We start from the raw sequence: 16,652 nt of genomic DNA, 5'->3' as shown, positions 1-16,652 counted from the left end.
ATTATTTAATTGAATTAACCTTTTGAATCATTTTATCAGTTAAATCATACTGAGCGTCAGAGGCAATCGTAGAATTTTTATTCAAAATAAAGTCTAAGTTGTTCTCTTTACGCAATTGTTCAGCAGCTTGCTTCACACGTGTTTCAAAAGTTGTATTCATCGCCTGCAAACTCGACTGAACTTTGGTTTGTAAACCTTGCTGAGTTGAATTGAATTCACTCAATTTTGACTGATATTGAGCAGTTAACTTCTGAATATCGGCCTGATTCATTTTTTGGCCATCAGTCTGTGCTTTTTGTTGTAAAGACTCCAGCTCTTTACCTAATTGCTCAAGACGGGTCGAAGTCGGTTTTACCGACTGGCTCAAACTTGCATTTTGTTGCTTAAGATAAGTACTACTTTCTACAACCTTAGCCAAATCAACTACAGCCAGTCCTGCAGCATTGACCGTCACAGAAACTGTTAATCCCAAACCTAACATCAGCTTTGTTAATGTTTTCATTATTGCATCCTTTATATATTTTACAGCGCTAAGCGAGGCCGTACTTAGAAAGTACGACCGATTTCAAATTGGATCGATTTAGTATCGTCGCCAGGTTTATCGTTTAACGGATATGCATAGCTAAGTGATAATGGTCCAATCATGGTAATCCAGGTAAAACCGACACCAACGCTATAACGCATATTACCGAAATCAAAATTATAGTTGTCTTTACAATATTGTTTGATATCAATATCGCTGCCATTCATCTTCATTGTTCCAGTTGCGATATCACACTTGGTATCGAAGACTTGTGCACCTTCAGCAAATAATACTGGACGAACCTGACGTGCCCAATCGCCTTTAAATGGTAAAGGTAAGGCCAACTCGGTACCAAACTGAACCAGTGCATTACCACCGACTTCTTCTGGGTCTGGATCGTTTTTATCCGTTTTCTGGAAAATCACACTCGGATATTTCGGGCCCAGGGTACTGTTATCATAACCACGCACTGAACCATAACCGCCAGCGTAGAAGTTTTTATAGAATGGTAGGTCATTACCATAACCCAATTTACCATAGCCACGTAATACAAACCCGGCGCCTAACGATTTAAACGCTTGCGCATCATAAGTAACTTTTTGATAGTCAACATCACTACCTGGTAAACCAACTTCTAACCCTACACGATGCGACATACCCGATGTCGGGAAAATTGGTCGATTGAGCGTATTATAAGACCAGCCAAGGTTTAACATATAGGTTAAGAATGTGCCTTCAAAAGCATTATCGTATGGCTTGAACCCATCCTTACACGTACCTGGTATATCTTTCTGATCATCGTCTTTTTCATTTACGCCTGACGGACACCAGGTACCAGTACCTGTTGCTTTACCACCATTGGCCAATAAATAATCACGAATATAAGTCGAAACACTTGGACCTGTACGTACCTTAGTCTGGTCAACCCCTAGAGAGGCACTTAAACTTTGATTTTCATCAATCGGATAACCAAAACTTAAACTACCACCAATACTATCGGTTACATAGTTGTTAACGTTATAGTCTTCATTTAACTTGGTTTTACGATAGTAAACGTTATAACCACGGCTCACCCCATCAATGGTGAAGTACGGATCAGTCACGCTCAAGTTATAGTAATCTTGAGTTTCTGAACGGGATAAGTCTACCGAAACCCGGTTACCTGTACCCATAAAGTTAGTTTGGCTCAAGCCCGCCTGGAAGGTTACACCACCATTTTGTGAGTAACCGACAGCCAGTGTAGTTGTTCCCGAATGCTGTTCCTCAACATTAACGTTTAAGTCAACTTCATCAGGAGAGTTTGGTACACGAACCGGTTTGACATCAACTGTTTTAAAGAAACCGGTACGTTCTAAACGGACCTTGGAAAGATCAATTTTCTCATTGCTCGCCAACGCACCTTCCATTTGACGCATTTCACGACGCAACACTTCATCTGCTGTTTTGCTGTTACCTGTGAAGTTGATACGACGTACAGTCACTTGCTGACCTGGATTGATATAATAATTCAGGTTAACAATGCCTGTTTCATTATTGATTTCAGGTACAACATTCACTTCAGCGTAGTAATAACCTGCATTACCATATTTACGAAGCAAAAGTTGTTTAACTGCATTCACTTTTTCTTGCGAATAAGTTTCGCCATCTTTATACAGTTTAAGTGCCGTGAGCTCTTCTGGTTTATAAAGTGCATCACCCAAGAATTTGGTTTCACCAAACTTGAACTGGCTGCCTTCATCTACTGAAACTTCGATAAAGATGTGCTTTTTATCTTCACTGATATTCAGTTGTGAATTGATAATATTAAAATTGATATAACCTTTGTTTAGGTATAAAGCACGTAAAGCTTCCAGACTGGCAGCCATTTTCTCACGTGCATAACGGTCATTACGGGTTACCACAGAAGCCCAGCCGCTTTCTTTTACCGCGAAAGCCTGCTTGATATCGCTATCACTAAAGACCGTATTGCCAATAATGTTAATATCAAATACTTTAGCAGCCGTACCTTCATTGAAGTTTAACTTCAACTCAACACGGTTATTTGGACGTGCAACTGTTTCAACAGTGACGTCAGCATCATAACGACCTTGCTGGGTATATTGCTGCTCCAGCTCAGTTTCAATAATCTGTAAAGCAGATTTTTTGAAAACTTCACCTTCCGCTATTCCCATTTTCTTCAAGCCTTGTTCCAAGGCTTCTTTTGGAATCAGTTTATTACCTTTGAACTCCAGCTTTGAAATCACTGGACGTTCAACCACCTTAAAGACTAAAACATTATTTTCTTTATAAGTTTTAATGTCATCAAATAAACCAGAAGCATACAAAGTGCGAATTGCCTCAGCAATCATCGGATCACTTACTCTATCGCCACTATTTATTGGTAACATAGAATAGATACTTGCAGGTGTTAAACGCACTAAGCCATCAATTCGTATATCTTGCGCAAGAAACTCATCTGCAGCGTATGCTTGTTGTACCACTGCCATCGCACTAACCAGTGCCAAAGGCATTAATAAATGTGTGTGACGCATGCCCATATATTTTCCAGTAAGTTAAATTCCATTTGCGTTGTTATAAACGCATGAAGTCGTTAAATAAAGCCAAAAGCATCATGCTACCGAGCAGTACCATACCAACTTTTAGACCAAACATCTGTATTTGTTCAGAAACAGGTTTACCACGAATTGCTTCGATAAAGTAGTACACCAGGTGACCACCATCCAGCATCGGAATCGGCAACAAATTCAGGATTCCTAGACTGACACTCATCAACGCCATAAATGAGATAAAGGTTTGCCATCCCATTTCCGCACTTTGACCAGCCACTTTAGCAATGGTGATTGGACCAGACAGGTTATCCAGACCAATTAAGCCACGTACCATCTTGATAATTGAATTAAAAATCATGCCTGAGAGCTGAGTGGTCTTATCAACGGCAACACCTAAAGCTTCAATCGGTGAGTATTGAATGGTTTGTTTATATTCAGCTGGAATCGTGATCTTGCCTGCATCACTCTTCACACCCAGTACACCCGTGGTATTGCCCATATTGTCACGCTGACCTTGCGGCATGACCTGCAAATGCACAATCTGGCCTTGGCGCAACACATCAATATTCAGCAACTTTTCTGGTGAACTTTGAACAACATCAACCACATCAAACCAGTCTTTCATTGCAACATTATCGATTGCAACGATCTGATCACCCACTTTCATGCCTTGACGTACTGCTGCACCATCTGCACTCAGTTCTTTGACTTTAGCCGGGATAACCGGACGGTAAGGCAAGAAACCTAGCACATCCAAAGGAGACTGACTTTGGTCTTTCAGGAAATCTTTAATCGGTAGACTCACCTGCTTTTCAATACCCGCACGATCAACGATGATCGAAACCCGCCCAGTTTCACCGACACGATTTACCAGCGCATAATTCAGTTTTTCCCAGGTTGGTGTTGTTTGACCATCAACATTGACAATCTTGTCACCCACCTTCAGATCAACTTGAGCAGCCGGTGTATTTGGCATAATTTTACCAATACGGGTATTCAACTGCTCTTGTGCCGGCAGAAACAAAATCCAGAACAGAAACACTGCAAAAAACAGATTAATCAATGGGCCCGCAGCAACAATGGCGATGCGTTTCCACGGAGACTGCCGGTTAAAGGCATACGGTAAATCTTGCTCAGCAACATTACCTTCACGCTCATCCAGCATCTTGACATAGCCACCAAGTGGCAAAGCAGAAAGCTGGTATTGAATCCCTGATTTTTTAGACTGCCATTTTAATAAAGTTGGACCAAAACCAATTGAATAGACCAGAACCTTGACACCAAGTTTACGTGCCACCCAATAATGACCAAATTCGTGAATTGCGATTAAAGGACCAAGCAATAAAATCGCTGCAACAATCATAAATAGTGCATTCATACGATTTAGCCTCCCTTACTCACAATATACTTTTCTGCAATCTGTCTAGCGATCATATCAGTCTGTAAAATGATGTCTATGTTTTCTGCTTTAGCATTTTGTACAGCTTGCAAAGTATGATCCACCACTTGAGGAATCTCGGTGAATCGGATCTGTTGTTGCAAGAAAGCAGCAACTGCAATTTCATTGGCCGCATTTAATACCGTCGGTGCCAAACCACCGGCCCGCATAGCCTGACGCGCCAGGTCTAATGCTGGAAACTTGACAATATCCGGTTGCTGAAAATTCAGTTGAGCCGTCTCAAATAAATCGAGTGCAGGCACATCTGTTGCCAACCGTTTTGGCCATGCCAATGCATGTGCAATCGGCGTACACATATCTGGGTTACCCATTTGTGCCAAAGTTGATCCATCCACATATTGCACCATGGAATGAATGATACTTTGTGGGTGAACAACAACTGTAACAAAATGTTCTGATATTGAAAACAAATGGCAAGCTTCGATCAATTCCAGACCTTTATTCATTAAGGTCGCCGAATCAACCGAGATTTTTTGTCCCATTGACCAGTTTGGGTGCTTGCATGCCTGTTGTGGTGTAACCTCATGCAATTGTGCCAAAGAATGATTGAGAAAAGGTCCGCCTGATGCCGTCAACAAAATACGGGACACGCCTAGTTGTGGCTGCCCCGTCCGTTCTGCATTGAGATAGTCATGCGGTAGAGACTGGAAAATCGCATTATGTTCAGAATCCACCGGCAACAATAACGCATGATGCTCGCGTGCTGCCTGCATCATGATGTCACCCGACATCACCAATGATTCTTTGTTGGCCAATAAGACACGTTTACCCGCTTTTACTGCTGCCAACGTTGGTAACAAACCAGCCGCACCAACAATAGCAGCCATGACGATATCAACATCAGCATGCTCGGCAATTGCAATTAGGCCAGCCTCATCTGTGAGGATTTCAATATGGTTTAATTTTTCTTGCTTGAGACGTTGTTGCAACTCCAGTGCTTTTTCATTGGGAACAACAACAATTTTTGGATGATATTTTTTACAAATTTCTAAAAGTTCATCTAAACGACTATATGCAGAGACTGCAAATACGGTGTATTGGTCTGGGTGCTGTTCCAACACTTTTAAAGTACTTTGACCAATTGAACCAGTAACACCCAATATACAAACAGCTTGAGTCATTTAAAGATCTACACCAATAAGTTTTAATATATACATACCTGTTGCAAAGATCGGTGCAGCAGCAAGTAAAGAATCAATACGATCAAGCACACCACCATGTCCTGGAAGTACGCGACCAGAATCTTTAATTCCAGCGCGGCGCTTAATCATGGACTCAAACAAATCGCCCAGCACAGATGCGAACACGGTAATGATCGAAAGAATTAAGAATAAGATTAGCTGTATTGCGGTTAAGTTTAAATAGAAATATTGCACAACCAGCATAATAATCACGGTTGTTGCCACACCACCATAAAAGCCTTCAACCGATTTATTCGGGCTCACAGAAGGAGCAAGTTTTTTCTTGCCAAACTTACGTCCAACAAAATAAGCACCACTGTCCGCGCCCCATACCAGCAGGAATAGATACATGAGCCACCAAGGCGAACTATGCCAGACGGCATAGAGCGAAGTGACAGCAGCAGAAATCAGGATAAATCCAATCAGATGTAGAGACGGGTTGTACCAGTTATCCGATTCAGGATAGTTCTTGACCCAATAGATGCTTCCCAGCCAAGTAAGAATCGATGCTGCCCAAAGTAAAAGCGCAACATCATCAAAAAATAATGCCAGTGTTGATACTGCTGCAACACAGCCCCCATATACCCAAGCCTTCGGCTTTGAAACAGCGGTTACACTACGTGGCATAAGCTTAAACCATTCGTAGCCTGCAACCCCTGCAGCTAAAATCATAAGCATAAACATTGGATAATGTGATTGCGTTGCAAACATGCAACTTAAAACAACAGCAACTAACACCAATGCGGTAATAATCCGCTCTAACATTATTAATTCTCTATTTTCGCTTGTTGAATCTGTTCTGATGTCTTGCCAAAGCGTCGTTCACGTCCTGAAAAAACACGAAAGGCATGATCTAGCTCTTCTATGCTAAATTCTGGCCATAAAGTATCGGTAAAATACAGTTCTGCATAAGCAGCTTGCCAGAGTAAGAAGTTAGACAAACGATAATCCCCACCGGTACGGATCAATAAATCCACCGCTGGAAGATCATTTAGACTGACATATTTATCAAATAAATCAACATTTATCTGATCTGCTTGAAGCTTTCCTGCAAGCGCATCTTGAGCAATCATTTTCGCAGCTTGCGCCATATCCCACATTCCACCATAACTAATCGCAATGGTCAGGGTCATGGAGCCATAGGCTGCAGTTTTTTGCTCGGCATATTGCATCAGATCACGTAGTTGGCTGGATAACCGAGAACGGTCACCAATAAAGCGCAGTGCAATATTGAACTTTTCCATACGCGGCAGTTGCTCATGAATTGTTTCTTCCAACAATTTCATTAACAAATCTACTTCGTATTGAGGACGGTTCCAGTTTTCACTTGAAAATGCAAAAACGGTTAAAGCGCGAATGCCAACTTTCTTGCAATGCTCGACAATCGGATCCAAGACATTCTTGCCTTCACGATGCCCATCGCCTTTTTGCATTTGATTTTTTTTGGCAAAACGATTGTTGCCATCCATGATGATGGCAACATGTTGAGGAAGAAGCTGTTCTTCTTGCGAGGTCATAAAATCAGACCTTCATCAATTCTGCTTCTTTTGCTGCAAGACGTTTATCAACCTCTGCAACATATTTATCAGTGATTTTCTGGATATCATCCGATGCACGGCGATCATCATCTTCAGAAATTTCTTTTTCTTTCAACAATGCTTTGAGATCACCTAATACATCACGACGAATATTACGAATCGCAACTTTGGCATTTTCAGCTTCGGCACGCGCAACTTTCTGCATATCACGACGAGTTTCTTCTGTTAACGCAGCCATTGGTACACGGATTGCATCAGCAGTAATAGGATTCAAGCCCAAACCTGCTTCACGAATCGCTTTATCTATCGCAGCAACCATTGAACGTTCAAATGGTTGAACCAACAGTGTACGTGAATCTTCAAGCCCGATATTTGCCACTTGATTCAATGGAACATCAGAGCCGTAGTAAGAAACCATCACACCATTTAAAATAGATGGGTGCGCACGACCTGTACGAACTTTGGCAAAGCCTAACTCTAGAGAGTCAAGCGACTTCTGCATGCGCTGTTCGCTATCTTGTTTGAGATCGTTAATCATATGATCTTCCTTACTTATTCATTAGGTATTACAAAATATTTAAACAATAGTATAAAGAGCTTTCTGGCTCACGTACATTAATTCGTTACGTGAGTACCCTCTTTTTCGCCCATGACGACAGAAAGTAATGCGCCAGATTTGTTCATATCAAAAACTTGTAATGGCACATTGTGGTCACGGCACAAACAAATTGCCGTAAGATCCATTACACCAAGTTTTTCATCAAGCACCTGGTCGAAAGTTAAATTGTCATATTTAACTGCATCATCGTATTTGCTTGGATCTTTATTATAAACGCCATCAACTTTAGTCGCTTTCAAGATCAGGTTCGCTTCAATCTCGATACCACGCAAACATGCTGCAGTATCTGTGGTAAAGAATGGATTGCCTGTACCCGCAACAAACACACACACTTCACCCTGGCTTAAATGACGAATTGCGTCACGGCTTGAGTATGGCTCAACCACTGTACCAATGGATAACGCCGACATTAAACGAGTTTTGATATTGCGACGCACCAATGCGTCACGCATTGCCAAACCGTTCATCACAGTTGCCAACATACCCATCTGGTCACCAGTTACACGTCCAACCAGACCGTCTTTTTGAAGCTGGCTACCACGGTATAAGTTACCACCGCCGACAACGATACCGACCTGCACGCCCAAACCAACCAGGTGCGCAATTGAAAGTGACATCTGATCTAATACTTGGGCATCAATACCCATATCTTTATTACCTGCTAAAGCTTCACCAGAAAGCTTGAGCAAGATTCGTGCATAACGTGGATTTTTAGAAGCTGACATACTTTTACTCCAAACCGACCAATCTCAAAATTTTCTTAAATTTAATTCAACATCAAGCAGATTTAATCTGGATTAACTTTGCAAATAAATCGTATTCATCTGCATCGGTAATTTCGACTTCAAGCAGATCACCTGCTTTAATCACACTCTTATCAATATCTTCAACAAAAACGTTGCCATCAATTTCCGGGGCATCTGCATAAGAACGGGCAACTGCAACTGGAAACTCATCTTCCAGACTATCCACCAGTACTGTCATTTTCTGACCAATACGTTTTTGCAGCTTTGCTGCTGAAATGGCCTGTTGCACTTCCATGAAGCGTTCATAACGCTCTTGTTTGATCTCTTCTGGTACATGATCAGGAAGATCGTTTGCGGTTGCACCTTCAACTGGTGAATAGGTAAAGCAGCCGACACGATCTAACTGCGCTTCTTTTAACCATTCCAGCAAGATTTGGAAATCCTCTTCAGTTTCCCCCGGGAAACCCACCACGAATGTAGAACGAATCACCAATTCAGGGCATTTTTCACGCCACAATTTAAGGCGCTCTAAGGTATTTTCACTATGCGCTGGTCGCTTCATCAATTTTAAGATGCGCGGACTGGCGTGCTGAAAAGGAATATCCAAATAAGGCAGGATTTTACCTTGCGCCATCAAATCAATAGCAGCATCCACATGTGGATATGGATACACATAATGCAAACGCACCCAGATGCCTAACTGACCCAGCGCTTCACACATGTCATAGAATTTGGTCTTAACCGGCTGACCATTCCAGAAATCCAGCTTATATTTGGTGTCTACACCATAAGCTGAGGTATCCTGAGAAATCACCAGAATTTCTTTTACACCGGCACGTTTTAATGCAGCAGCTTCATCCAGCACTTTTCCGACCGGACGAGACACAAGGTCGCCACGCATACTTGGGATAATGCAGAATGTACAACGGTGATTACAGCCTTCCGAGATTTTCAAATAAGCATAATGCTTTGGTGTCAAACGAACACCTTGCTCAGGGACTAAATCAATAAATGGGTTGTGTTTTGGCGGTGCCGGTACATATTCATGTACTGCTTCCATTACATCTTGATAGGCTGCTGCACCTGTCACTTTAAGGACATTTGGGTGCATCTGGCGAATTTTGTCTTCATCTTTACCTAAACAGCCTGTAACGATAACTCGGCCATTTTCGCTCATGGCTTCGCCAATCGCATCTAAAGACTCTTGTACTGCAGATTCAATAAAACCACAGGTATTTACAACGACCAGATCCGCACCATCATAATCTGATGCAACTTGATAACCTTCAGTCTTTAACTGAGTTAAAATTCGTTCAGAATCTACCAATGCCTTAGGACAACCTAAAGATACAAAACCGACTTTGGGGGTCTTCATGAATCTGCGCTCCACTTGAATCGGCGTATTGTATGACTTTTCTTGGCTTACGCATAGCTGCAAAGCCATCTCTTTGTGTAATGCACCAAAATACGACCAAAATTTTAAATAAAATCCACAAGCGCACTATTTTGGAGCATAATAATTTATTGAAATCCCTGCATGTATGTGAAAAATACTGCATAAATCCCTTTTTTAAGAATTAAGTTGTTGAAATTTCATTAATACAAAGTTGGCTTGTATTTTGCATAAAGTACATTTTAGAAGTTAATGGCTATTCATTAAAATTTATATTTATTGCGCCATTTTAAAACAGGATGATTCACAAATGGATCAACAGAACATTATCGACTATCGGCTCTTAGTAGATAATTTGAGCACTGCCATTTTACTGGTCGATAGTCAGCTGAATATTTTTTATTTAAATTCTGCTTGTGAAGCATTATTTGATATCAGTCTGCTGCGCGCATCAGGCCAGCCTGTTCTTAACTTGTTACATGCACACGACGATACCTTCAACACACATGAAGCGTTATTAAACACTTTAGAAAGCGGCCAACACTATACCCGACGTGAGGCTGTCATCAATGTAAACTTTAAAGCGATTCATGTGGATTATACGGCTTCTCAACTGAATGCAGGCAAAAGCTATCACCCGCTTTTATTGATTGAACTGAATCCGATTGACCGCATGTTAAAGATTTCCAAAGAAGAAAATCTGGTACAACAACATCAGGTAGCACGTCAACTGGTCCGTGGCGTGGCGCACGAGATCAAAAATCCATTAGCGGGCATCCGCGGTGCAACCCAGTTACTGGCACGCAGCTTAAATGATGACCGTTACGGCGAATTTACTGACATTATTATTAGTGAAGTCGATCGTTTGACCAATCTGGCAGACACCATGCTCGGTTCACGTCAATTACCGAGCTATGAACATGTCAATGTACATGAACCACTGGAACGGGTTCGCTCGCTGATTGCCAACCAGACCAAAAAGAAAATCAAGATTACCCGTGATTATGACCTGTCTTTACCGGACGTGATGGCTGATCGAGATCAGCTGATTCAGGTCATGCTGAATATTAGCGTCAATGCCGTACAGGCCATGACCGAAAATAAAGACTTTTTTACCGACTCAGAACCAGAACTGCTGCTGAGAACCCGCATCCAGCGCCTTGTGACCATTAATGGCGTCCTTAATCGCTCAACCGTCCGTATTGATATTGAAGACAATGGCCCTGGCGTACCCGAAAGTATTCTGGAATCGGTTTTCTATCCATTAGTCACAGGGCGTGCTAAAGGGACAGGACTGGGACTCAGTATTGCTCAAAATATTATGCATCAACACAACGGAATGATTGAGTGTCAGTCAGTTCCGGGAAAAACCGTATTTAGCCTATATCTACCTTGGGAGTTAAACCATGTCACGAAATAAAATTTGGGTAATAGATGACGATCGTGCCATGCGTTGGGTACTGGAGAAAACCTTTAAAGAGGAAGGTTTCGATGTCACCAACTTTGAAGAAGCCCAAACTGCACTTGAACGCTTGCATGACGATGCACCGGATGTCATTTTGACCGACATTCGCATGCCAGGGATTGATGGTCTAACCTTCTTATCGAAGGTTAAAAATACCCATCCTGACTTACCTGTCATTATCATGACTGCACACTCAGATCTAGAGTCTGCTGTCTCAAGTTACCAAACTGGTGCATTTGAATACTTACCTAAGCCTTTTGATATTGATGAAGCATTGGCGCTGGTCAATCGTGCCATTTTGCACATTAATAAATTACAGCAACAAGAAGCCACCAAAGCCGCTTCACCATTGCAGTCGACCGAAATCATCGGTGAATCACCTGCCATGCAGGAAGTGTTCCGTGCCATCGGTCGCTTGTCGCAATCACATATTACTGTCCTGATTAATGGTGAATCCGGTACGGGTAAAGAATTGGTGGCGCATGCCTTACATAAGCATTCACCGCGACGGGCCAAACCCTTTATTGCGCTGAACATGGCGGCAATCCCCAAAGACCTGATCGAAACCGAATTATTTGGCCATGAAAAAGGTGCCTTTACAGGTGCTAACACCCAACATCAAGGTCGTTTTGAACAAGCCAATGGCGGTACCTTATTTCTGGACGAAATCGGTGATATGCCATTTGAAACCCAGACACGTTTGCTTCGTGTTTTGGCAGATGGTGAGTTCTATCGTGTCGGCGGACATATTCCAGTTAAGGTCGATGTACGTATCGTTGCGGCAACCCATCAAGATCTTGAGAAACTGGTTAATGAAGGTCGTTTCCGTGAAGATCTTTACCACCGCCTGAATGTGATTCGCATTCACATTCCAAAACTGTCGCATCGTAGCGAAGACATTCCGATGCTGGCGCAGCATTTCTTGGCACGCGCAGGCAAAGAGCTTGGTGTCAGTCCAAAAATCTTGCGTACTGAAACCACTGACTATATGCAGCAACTGCCTTGGCCGGGAAATGTGCGTCAACTAGAGAATACCTGTCGCTGGTTAACCGTTATGATTACGGGGCGTGAAGTTTACCCTGAAGACCTGCCAGCAGAACTTAAGCAAGCCTCTGTCCACAAGACCAGTGATGCTCAAGCTGCACCAAGCTCGAGCCCTGCACTCGTTGAACGCATTGCAGTCCATCATTGGGATGAATTATTAGGTCAATGGGCCATCCAGAAACTTAAAAATGGCGAAATGAAAATTCTTGATATTGCCACCCCCATGTTTGAACGCACGCTAATTAATGCAGCACTCCAGCAGACCCGCGGTCGTAAACGCCATGCAGCAGAGCTATTGGGCTGGGGACGTAACACCCTGACCCGAAAACTCAAAGAGCTGGGTATGGATTCTGCGGATGACGATGAAGAAGAAGAAAGTCGCACGGCTTAACCCCCTAAAAAGCGAGTCTAAAATGACTCGCTTTTTTAATCATTTTGAGATCTTTTGAAACACTCCGAAATTTCATAGCCATACAAGTGATATGGTTTTTGTTATACTAAGCACAACCCGATTACCTCAAAGTAGATAATGACTGATATTTGCTATCCAGGCTGTGCCAAACCTCAAACTCGTCGTGGAGAAGAACGTCGTCTTGCCCTGTTATTGTGCGCAACCGATTTATTTCTTGAGAAAGGTTATGAGGCAGTGTCTCTGGATGATATTGTCAATCATGCCGGAGGTTCCAAAACCTCGATTTATAAATATTTTGGTAATAAAGAAGGGCTGTTCACTGCCATTTGTGATTATCGTCGTGAAGTTTTCTTTAAGGGCGTGTGCTTACCCTACACCCCGGAAAAAACCGATCTCAGGACTTATCTGACCCAGACCCTATACCGGTTTTATCAACATATTATTCAGCCTGAAAACATTGCCTTTATGCGCATGTTTACCGAACAAACACAAAAAGATATCCAGCTTGCTCATTATTTCTATGATCAATGCGCCTTAAATATTCAGAATACCATTGCCTATGCCTTAGAGCATGCCCACGTCAACAATGAAATTTTCTGTGCCCAACCCAAATTCTCTGCCATGATGTATTTTGGCACGCTTAGAGATGTTGAATGGCGCAATTTAATGGGCTTGGATGTACCAGAAGATGATATCGAAATAATTGATTATATTGATTATTCTGTAGACCTGTTTTTAAAGGCTCATCAGAAGGTCTAATTCTTTTGCATTTTTCTGAAGCTATAGTATAGTAGTCAATTCTTTTTTATCCACCACTCGTCAAACAACAATTAATTATTGATTTCTCTCAATAATTATTGTGGGAGTAGCTATGGCGCTTCGGCATTTCCTAACTTTACGTGACCTATCCACTCTAGAACTGCAACGCATTTTAGACCGTGCGCAAGAACTGAAACGCATGCAGCATAGTCATACGCTGTATCAGCCGTTTGCAGGTAAAGTTTTAGGAATGATTTTCGAGAAATCGAGTACCCGTACCCGTATTTCTTTTGAAGCAGGTATTTGCCAGTTTGGTGGTAGTGCGATCTTTCTTTCTCCACGTGATACACAATTAGGACGTGGTGAGCCAATTGAAGACTCGGCTCGTGTCATCTCAAGCATGCTAGACATTGTGATGATCCGTACTTTCGGCCATGACATCGTCGAACGTTTTGCATCATATTCAAAAGTTCCTGTCATCAATGGTCTAACTGATGACCATCATCCTTGCCAGTTACTCGCAGACTTGCAAACCTTCCAAGAACATCGTGGTCGCATCGAAGGCAAAACCGTTGCCTGGATTGGTGACGGCAACAATATGTGTAACTCTTATATTGAAGCTGCACATTTAATGGGTTTCAAACTTAAAATTGCTTCGCCTGAAGGCTATGAACCAAAACCTGAATTTTTAGCTGAATTTGCAGACTGTGTTGAAGTCTTCAATAAAGCCGAAGATGCCGCTGTCAATGCCGACTTGATCGTGACTGATGTCTGGGCAAGCATGGGACAGGAAGAAGAACAAAAGCTGCGTGAGAAAGCCTTCGCAGATTTTCAGGTCAATGAAAAACTGATGGACCTGGCACATCCTGACTGCCTGTTTATGCATTGCTTACCAGCGCATCGTGGTGAAGAAATTTCAGAAAATATGCTGGATCATAAAAATGCTGTGGTTTGGGATGAAGCTGAAAACCGCTTACATGCACAAAAAGCATTGATGGAATTCTTACTCAATGAGAATCTCAAAAAAGATTAAGTCATCCAAAAACAGCATCAAATGATGCTGTTTTTATTTATGTATTCCAAATTGAACAGTGAAATAAAAACAATTATAGTAGGCTAAGCCTTTTAGAATAAGTTTCTCATCATATGAGAACCTCACTCAATACACAGCGGACGTCATGACTTCACTCGAACAAGCATTATCTCAAATACCAAGTTTCTCTTTGGTGCATGAGCATCTGTTTAGCTCAGCTCAACCATCGGCTGAACAACTGCAACAGATCAAGGAATATGGCTGCAGTACGGTCATTAACCTTGCAACCAGCAAATCAGAAAATTACTTGGCCAAACAGGATCAAATCTGTCTGGATTTAGGCCTGAACTATATTCACATCCCGATTGACTGGGATGTGCCCTGCTCTGAACAATGCTTGCTGATTCTGGACTTGATTGACCATCTGGTTCAAAACGAGATCGTCTGGCTGCACTGTGCGAAAAACAAGCGGGTCAGTAGCTTGATGTATTTATATCGCCAGTTTTATATGAATGTGGATCTGCCTAGCGCGCAAGAACTACTTCACCAGATCTGGGAGCCGAACGAGACCTGGACTGGACTCATTCATAGTCTGACTTTACAACTGCAAGGCCGTAAAGCAACACAAGAATTAGAACAGTCACTCATCAATAGTAATCATTTTGCCTGATGTGAAATCAATACGGTTGCCGTTGCCAGGATGCCTTCCTGACGGCCGGTAAACCCAAGTTTCTCTGTGGTTGTGGCTTTAATACTGATTTGAGTCACATCCACTTTTAATACATCTGCAATACTTTGACGCATTTCCAGATTATGTTTTGCTAACTTCGGACGTTCACAAGCCACTGTTATATCTGCATTATTGAGATGATAACCACGATCTAAAATCAACTGGTATACATGTTTCAATAACACACGACTGTCTGCGCCTTTATATTCTGGATCTGTATCTGGAAAATGCTGTCCGATATCACCCAGCGCCAAAGCACCCAGTAAGGCATCACTCAACGCATGCAATACCACATCTCCATCTGAATGCGCTTTTAAACCATGCGTATGCGGAATTTTAACCCCAGCCAAAGTAACAAAGTCACCGTCTTCAAATGCATGTACATCAATCCCTTGTCCAATACGGATTTGAGCAACCATATGATTTTCCTTTTACAATATACCGAACTAATCTTGTATTCAGGCTTTCTATTTCGCTATAGTACGTTGAGCAAATTAGACTGAAAGTATAAGTGATTATGCTGTTTAACACTGTAAGAAATCAATTAAAGAAATCTGGTTATATCATCACATTGAGTTGTTTTTGCTCAACATTTGCCTATGCGGAATCTATTGACTGCAATAGCACTGCTTTGCAAGCACAAAAAATATGCACCAAGCAATACAAAGAACAGCGCCAAAAGCTGAATAGCAAATTCTTAACGGCGTATCTGGTGACGGATGCGCCCTTGCAATTGTTACACGATACACAGACCCAGTGGCTCACCCAGATTCAGCAATGCAAAAGCAAAGCCTGCTATGAACAGCAATTTGAGGTGCGTCTGGATGACCTGAATTTTTATACCTCGATGAACCAGACCCTGACCCAACATTATTTAAAATATGAACATGGCAAAATCGCAGCTCAACCTGTTCATCTGCAAATTCATCAACTGGATAAAGACAAGTTAAAAATTGAAGGGATCGCTTACCGCAATCCGAATAACCGACCAGAAACACAAACCTTATCATTACTTGCTTATAGCACGACAGAACAACGCAACCAGATCACCGATAATGAAAAAAAGTGCCAATATCAGTTTGATTTTCAAAAAGCATTATTGGTGATCAAATCTGCGCAAAAAGGCTGTGAACGTTTTACCGGGATTTACCGTCCTTACGACTAAGCTATCAACCGTTTAAAAAAAAGCCGATGTGATCAC

General features: G+C 42.0%; 16 protein-coding genes. 6 read left to right on the top strand and 10 right to left on the bottom strand.

What is annotated here, in order from left to right; all coding sequences use genetic code 11:
* Position 1 precedes the first annotated feature (1 nt).
* The 9 genes from JO943_RS01230 to rimO all read right to left on the bottom strand — a co-directional run bounded on the left by JO943_RS01230 (position 2) and on the right by rimO (position 9,990).
* Positions 2-502, bottom strand: coding sequence for an OmpH family outer membrane protein (locus JO943_RS01230; protein ID WP_202739743.1), 501 nt, complete (start codon positions 500-502; stop codon positions 2-4).
* A 44-nt stretch (positions 503-546) separates the two neighbouring features.
* Positions 547-3,060 (bottom strand): outer membrane protein assembly factor BamA, encoded by a 2,514-nt coding sequence (gene bamA / locus JO943_RS01225; RefSeq protein WP_199948088.1) that lies wholly within the window; start codon positions 3,058-3,060, stop codon positions 547-549.
* A 34-nt stretch (positions 3,061-3,094) separates the two neighbouring features.
* A complete protein-coding gene (gene rseP, locus JO943_RS01220; protein WP_202739742.1) occupies positions 3,095-4,450 on the bottom strand; it encodes an RIP metalloprotease RseP in 1,356 nt (451 codons plus the stop codon).
* Positions 4,451-4,455: 5 nt separating this feature from the next.
* Complete coding sequence (ispC, locus tag JO943_RS01215; RefSeq protein ID WP_199972777.1) at positions 4,456-5,652, bottom strand: 1-deoxy-D-xylulose-5-phosphate reductoisomerase; 1,197 nt, start codon at positions 5,650-5,652, stop codon at positions 4,456-4,458.
* Entirely contained in the window at positions 5,653-6,477 is an 825-nt protein-coding gene (locus JO943_RS01210) for a phosphatidate cytidylyltransferase (protein ID WP_005230217.1), read from the bottom strand.
* 2 nt (positions 6,478-6,479) lie between these two features.
* Entirely contained in the window at positions 6,480-7,229 is a 750-nt protein-coding gene (uppS, locus tag JO943_RS01205; RefSeq protein WP_005285589.1) for a polyprenyl diphosphate synthase, read from the bottom strand.
* A 4-nt stretch (positions 7,230-7,233) separates the two neighbouring features.
* Positions 7,234-7,788 carry a ribosome recycling factor gene (gene frr, locus JO943_RS01200; protein ID WP_004653307.1) on the bottom strand — a complete coding sequence of 185 codons (555 nt, stop codon included), beginning with the start codon at positions 7,786-7,788 and terminating at the stop codon, positions 7,234-7,236.
* Positions 7,789-7,865: 77 nt separating this feature from the next.
* The gene (pyrH, locus tag JO943_RS01195; RefSeq protein WP_004772000.1) at positions 7,866-8,594 is read right to left on the bottom strand and encodes a UMP kinase; all 729 of its coding nucleotides are present in this window, start codon (positions 8,592-8,594) and stop codon (positions 7,866-7,868) included.
* 52 nt (positions 8,595-8,646) lie between these two features.
* Positions 8,647-9,990, bottom strand: coding sequence for a 30S ribosomal protein S12 methylthiotransferase RimO (gene rimO / locus JO943_RS01190; RefSeq protein WP_005230215.1), 1,344 nt, complete (start codon positions 9,988-9,990; stop codon positions 8,647-8,649).
* 328 nt (positions 9,991-10,318) lie between these two features.
* Here rimO and glnL point away from each other — a divergent pair, with 328 nt between their 5' ends.
* The 5 genes from glnL (at position 10,319) to JO943_RS01165 (ending at position 15,391) form a co-directional block, all read left to right on the top strand.
* A complete protein-coding gene (glnL, locus tag JO943_RS01185; protein ID WP_005230214.1) occupies positions 10,319-11,428 on the top strand; it encodes a nitrogen regulation protein NR(II) in 1,110 nt (369 codons plus the stop codon).
* Positions 11,415-12,908 carry a nitrogen regulation protein NR(I) gene (glnG, locus tag JO943_RS01180; RefSeq protein ID WP_005230213.1) on the top strand — a complete coding sequence of 498 codons (1,494 nt, stop codon included), beginning with the start codon at positions 11,415-11,417 and terminating at the stop codon, positions 12,906-12,908. The genes glnL and glnG overlap by 14 nt, the downstream gene beginning before the upstream one ends.
* Before the next feature lie 138 nt (positions 12,909-13,046).
* The gene (locus JO943_RS01175; RefSeq protein WP_202739741.1) at positions 13,047-13,688 is read left to right on the top strand and encodes a TetR/AcrR family transcriptional regulator; all 642 of its coding nucleotides are present in this window, start codon (positions 13,047-13,049) and stop codon (positions 13,686-13,688) included.
* A gap of 112 nt (positions 13,689-13,800) precedes the next feature.
* Positions 13,801-14,721 carry an ornithine carbamoyltransferase gene (gene argF / locus JO943_RS01170; RefSeq protein WP_005230210.1) on the top strand — a complete coding sequence of 307 codons (921 nt, stop codon included), beginning with the start codon at positions 13,801-13,803 and terminating at the stop codon, positions 14,719-14,721.
* Positions 14,722-14,866: 145 nt separating this feature from the next.
* The gene (locus JO943_RS01165) at positions 14,867-15,391 is read left to right on the top strand and encodes a protein tyrosine phosphatase family protein (RefSeq protein ID WP_032872355.1); all 525 of its coding nucleotides are present in this window, start codon (positions 14,867-14,869) and stop codon (positions 15,389-15,391) included.
* Here JO943_RS01165 and ispF read toward each other — a convergent pair.
* Positions 15,379-15,870 (bottom strand): 2-C-methyl-D-erythritol 2,4-cyclodiphosphate synthase, encoded by a 492-nt coding sequence (ispF, locus tag JO943_RS01160; protein ID WP_202739740.1) that lies wholly within the window; start codon positions 15,868-15,870, stop codon positions 15,379-15,381. The two genes, JO943_RS01165 and ispF, sit on opposite strands and share 13 nt — an antisense overlap.
* Positions 15,871-15,968: 98 nt before the next feature.
* Here ispF and JO943_RS01155 point away from each other — a divergent pair, with 98 nt between their 5' ends.
* Positions 15,969-16,616, top strand: a complete 648-nt coding sequence (locus JO943_RS01155) for a hypothetical protein (protein ID WP_202739739.1) — start codon at positions 15,969-15,971, stop codon at positions 16,614-16,616.
* Positions 16,617-16,652: the final 36 nt, after the last annotated feature.

The organism is Acinetobacter sp. 'aerobic (ED)', from assembly GCF_904886855.1.
GTDB lineage: Bacteria > Pseudomonadota > Gammaproteobacteria > Pseudomonadales > Moraxellaceae > Acinetobacter > Acinetobacter courvalinii.
Note: the sequence above shows the minus strand (reverse complement) of the source record. Positions and strands in the feature narration are given on the sequence as shown.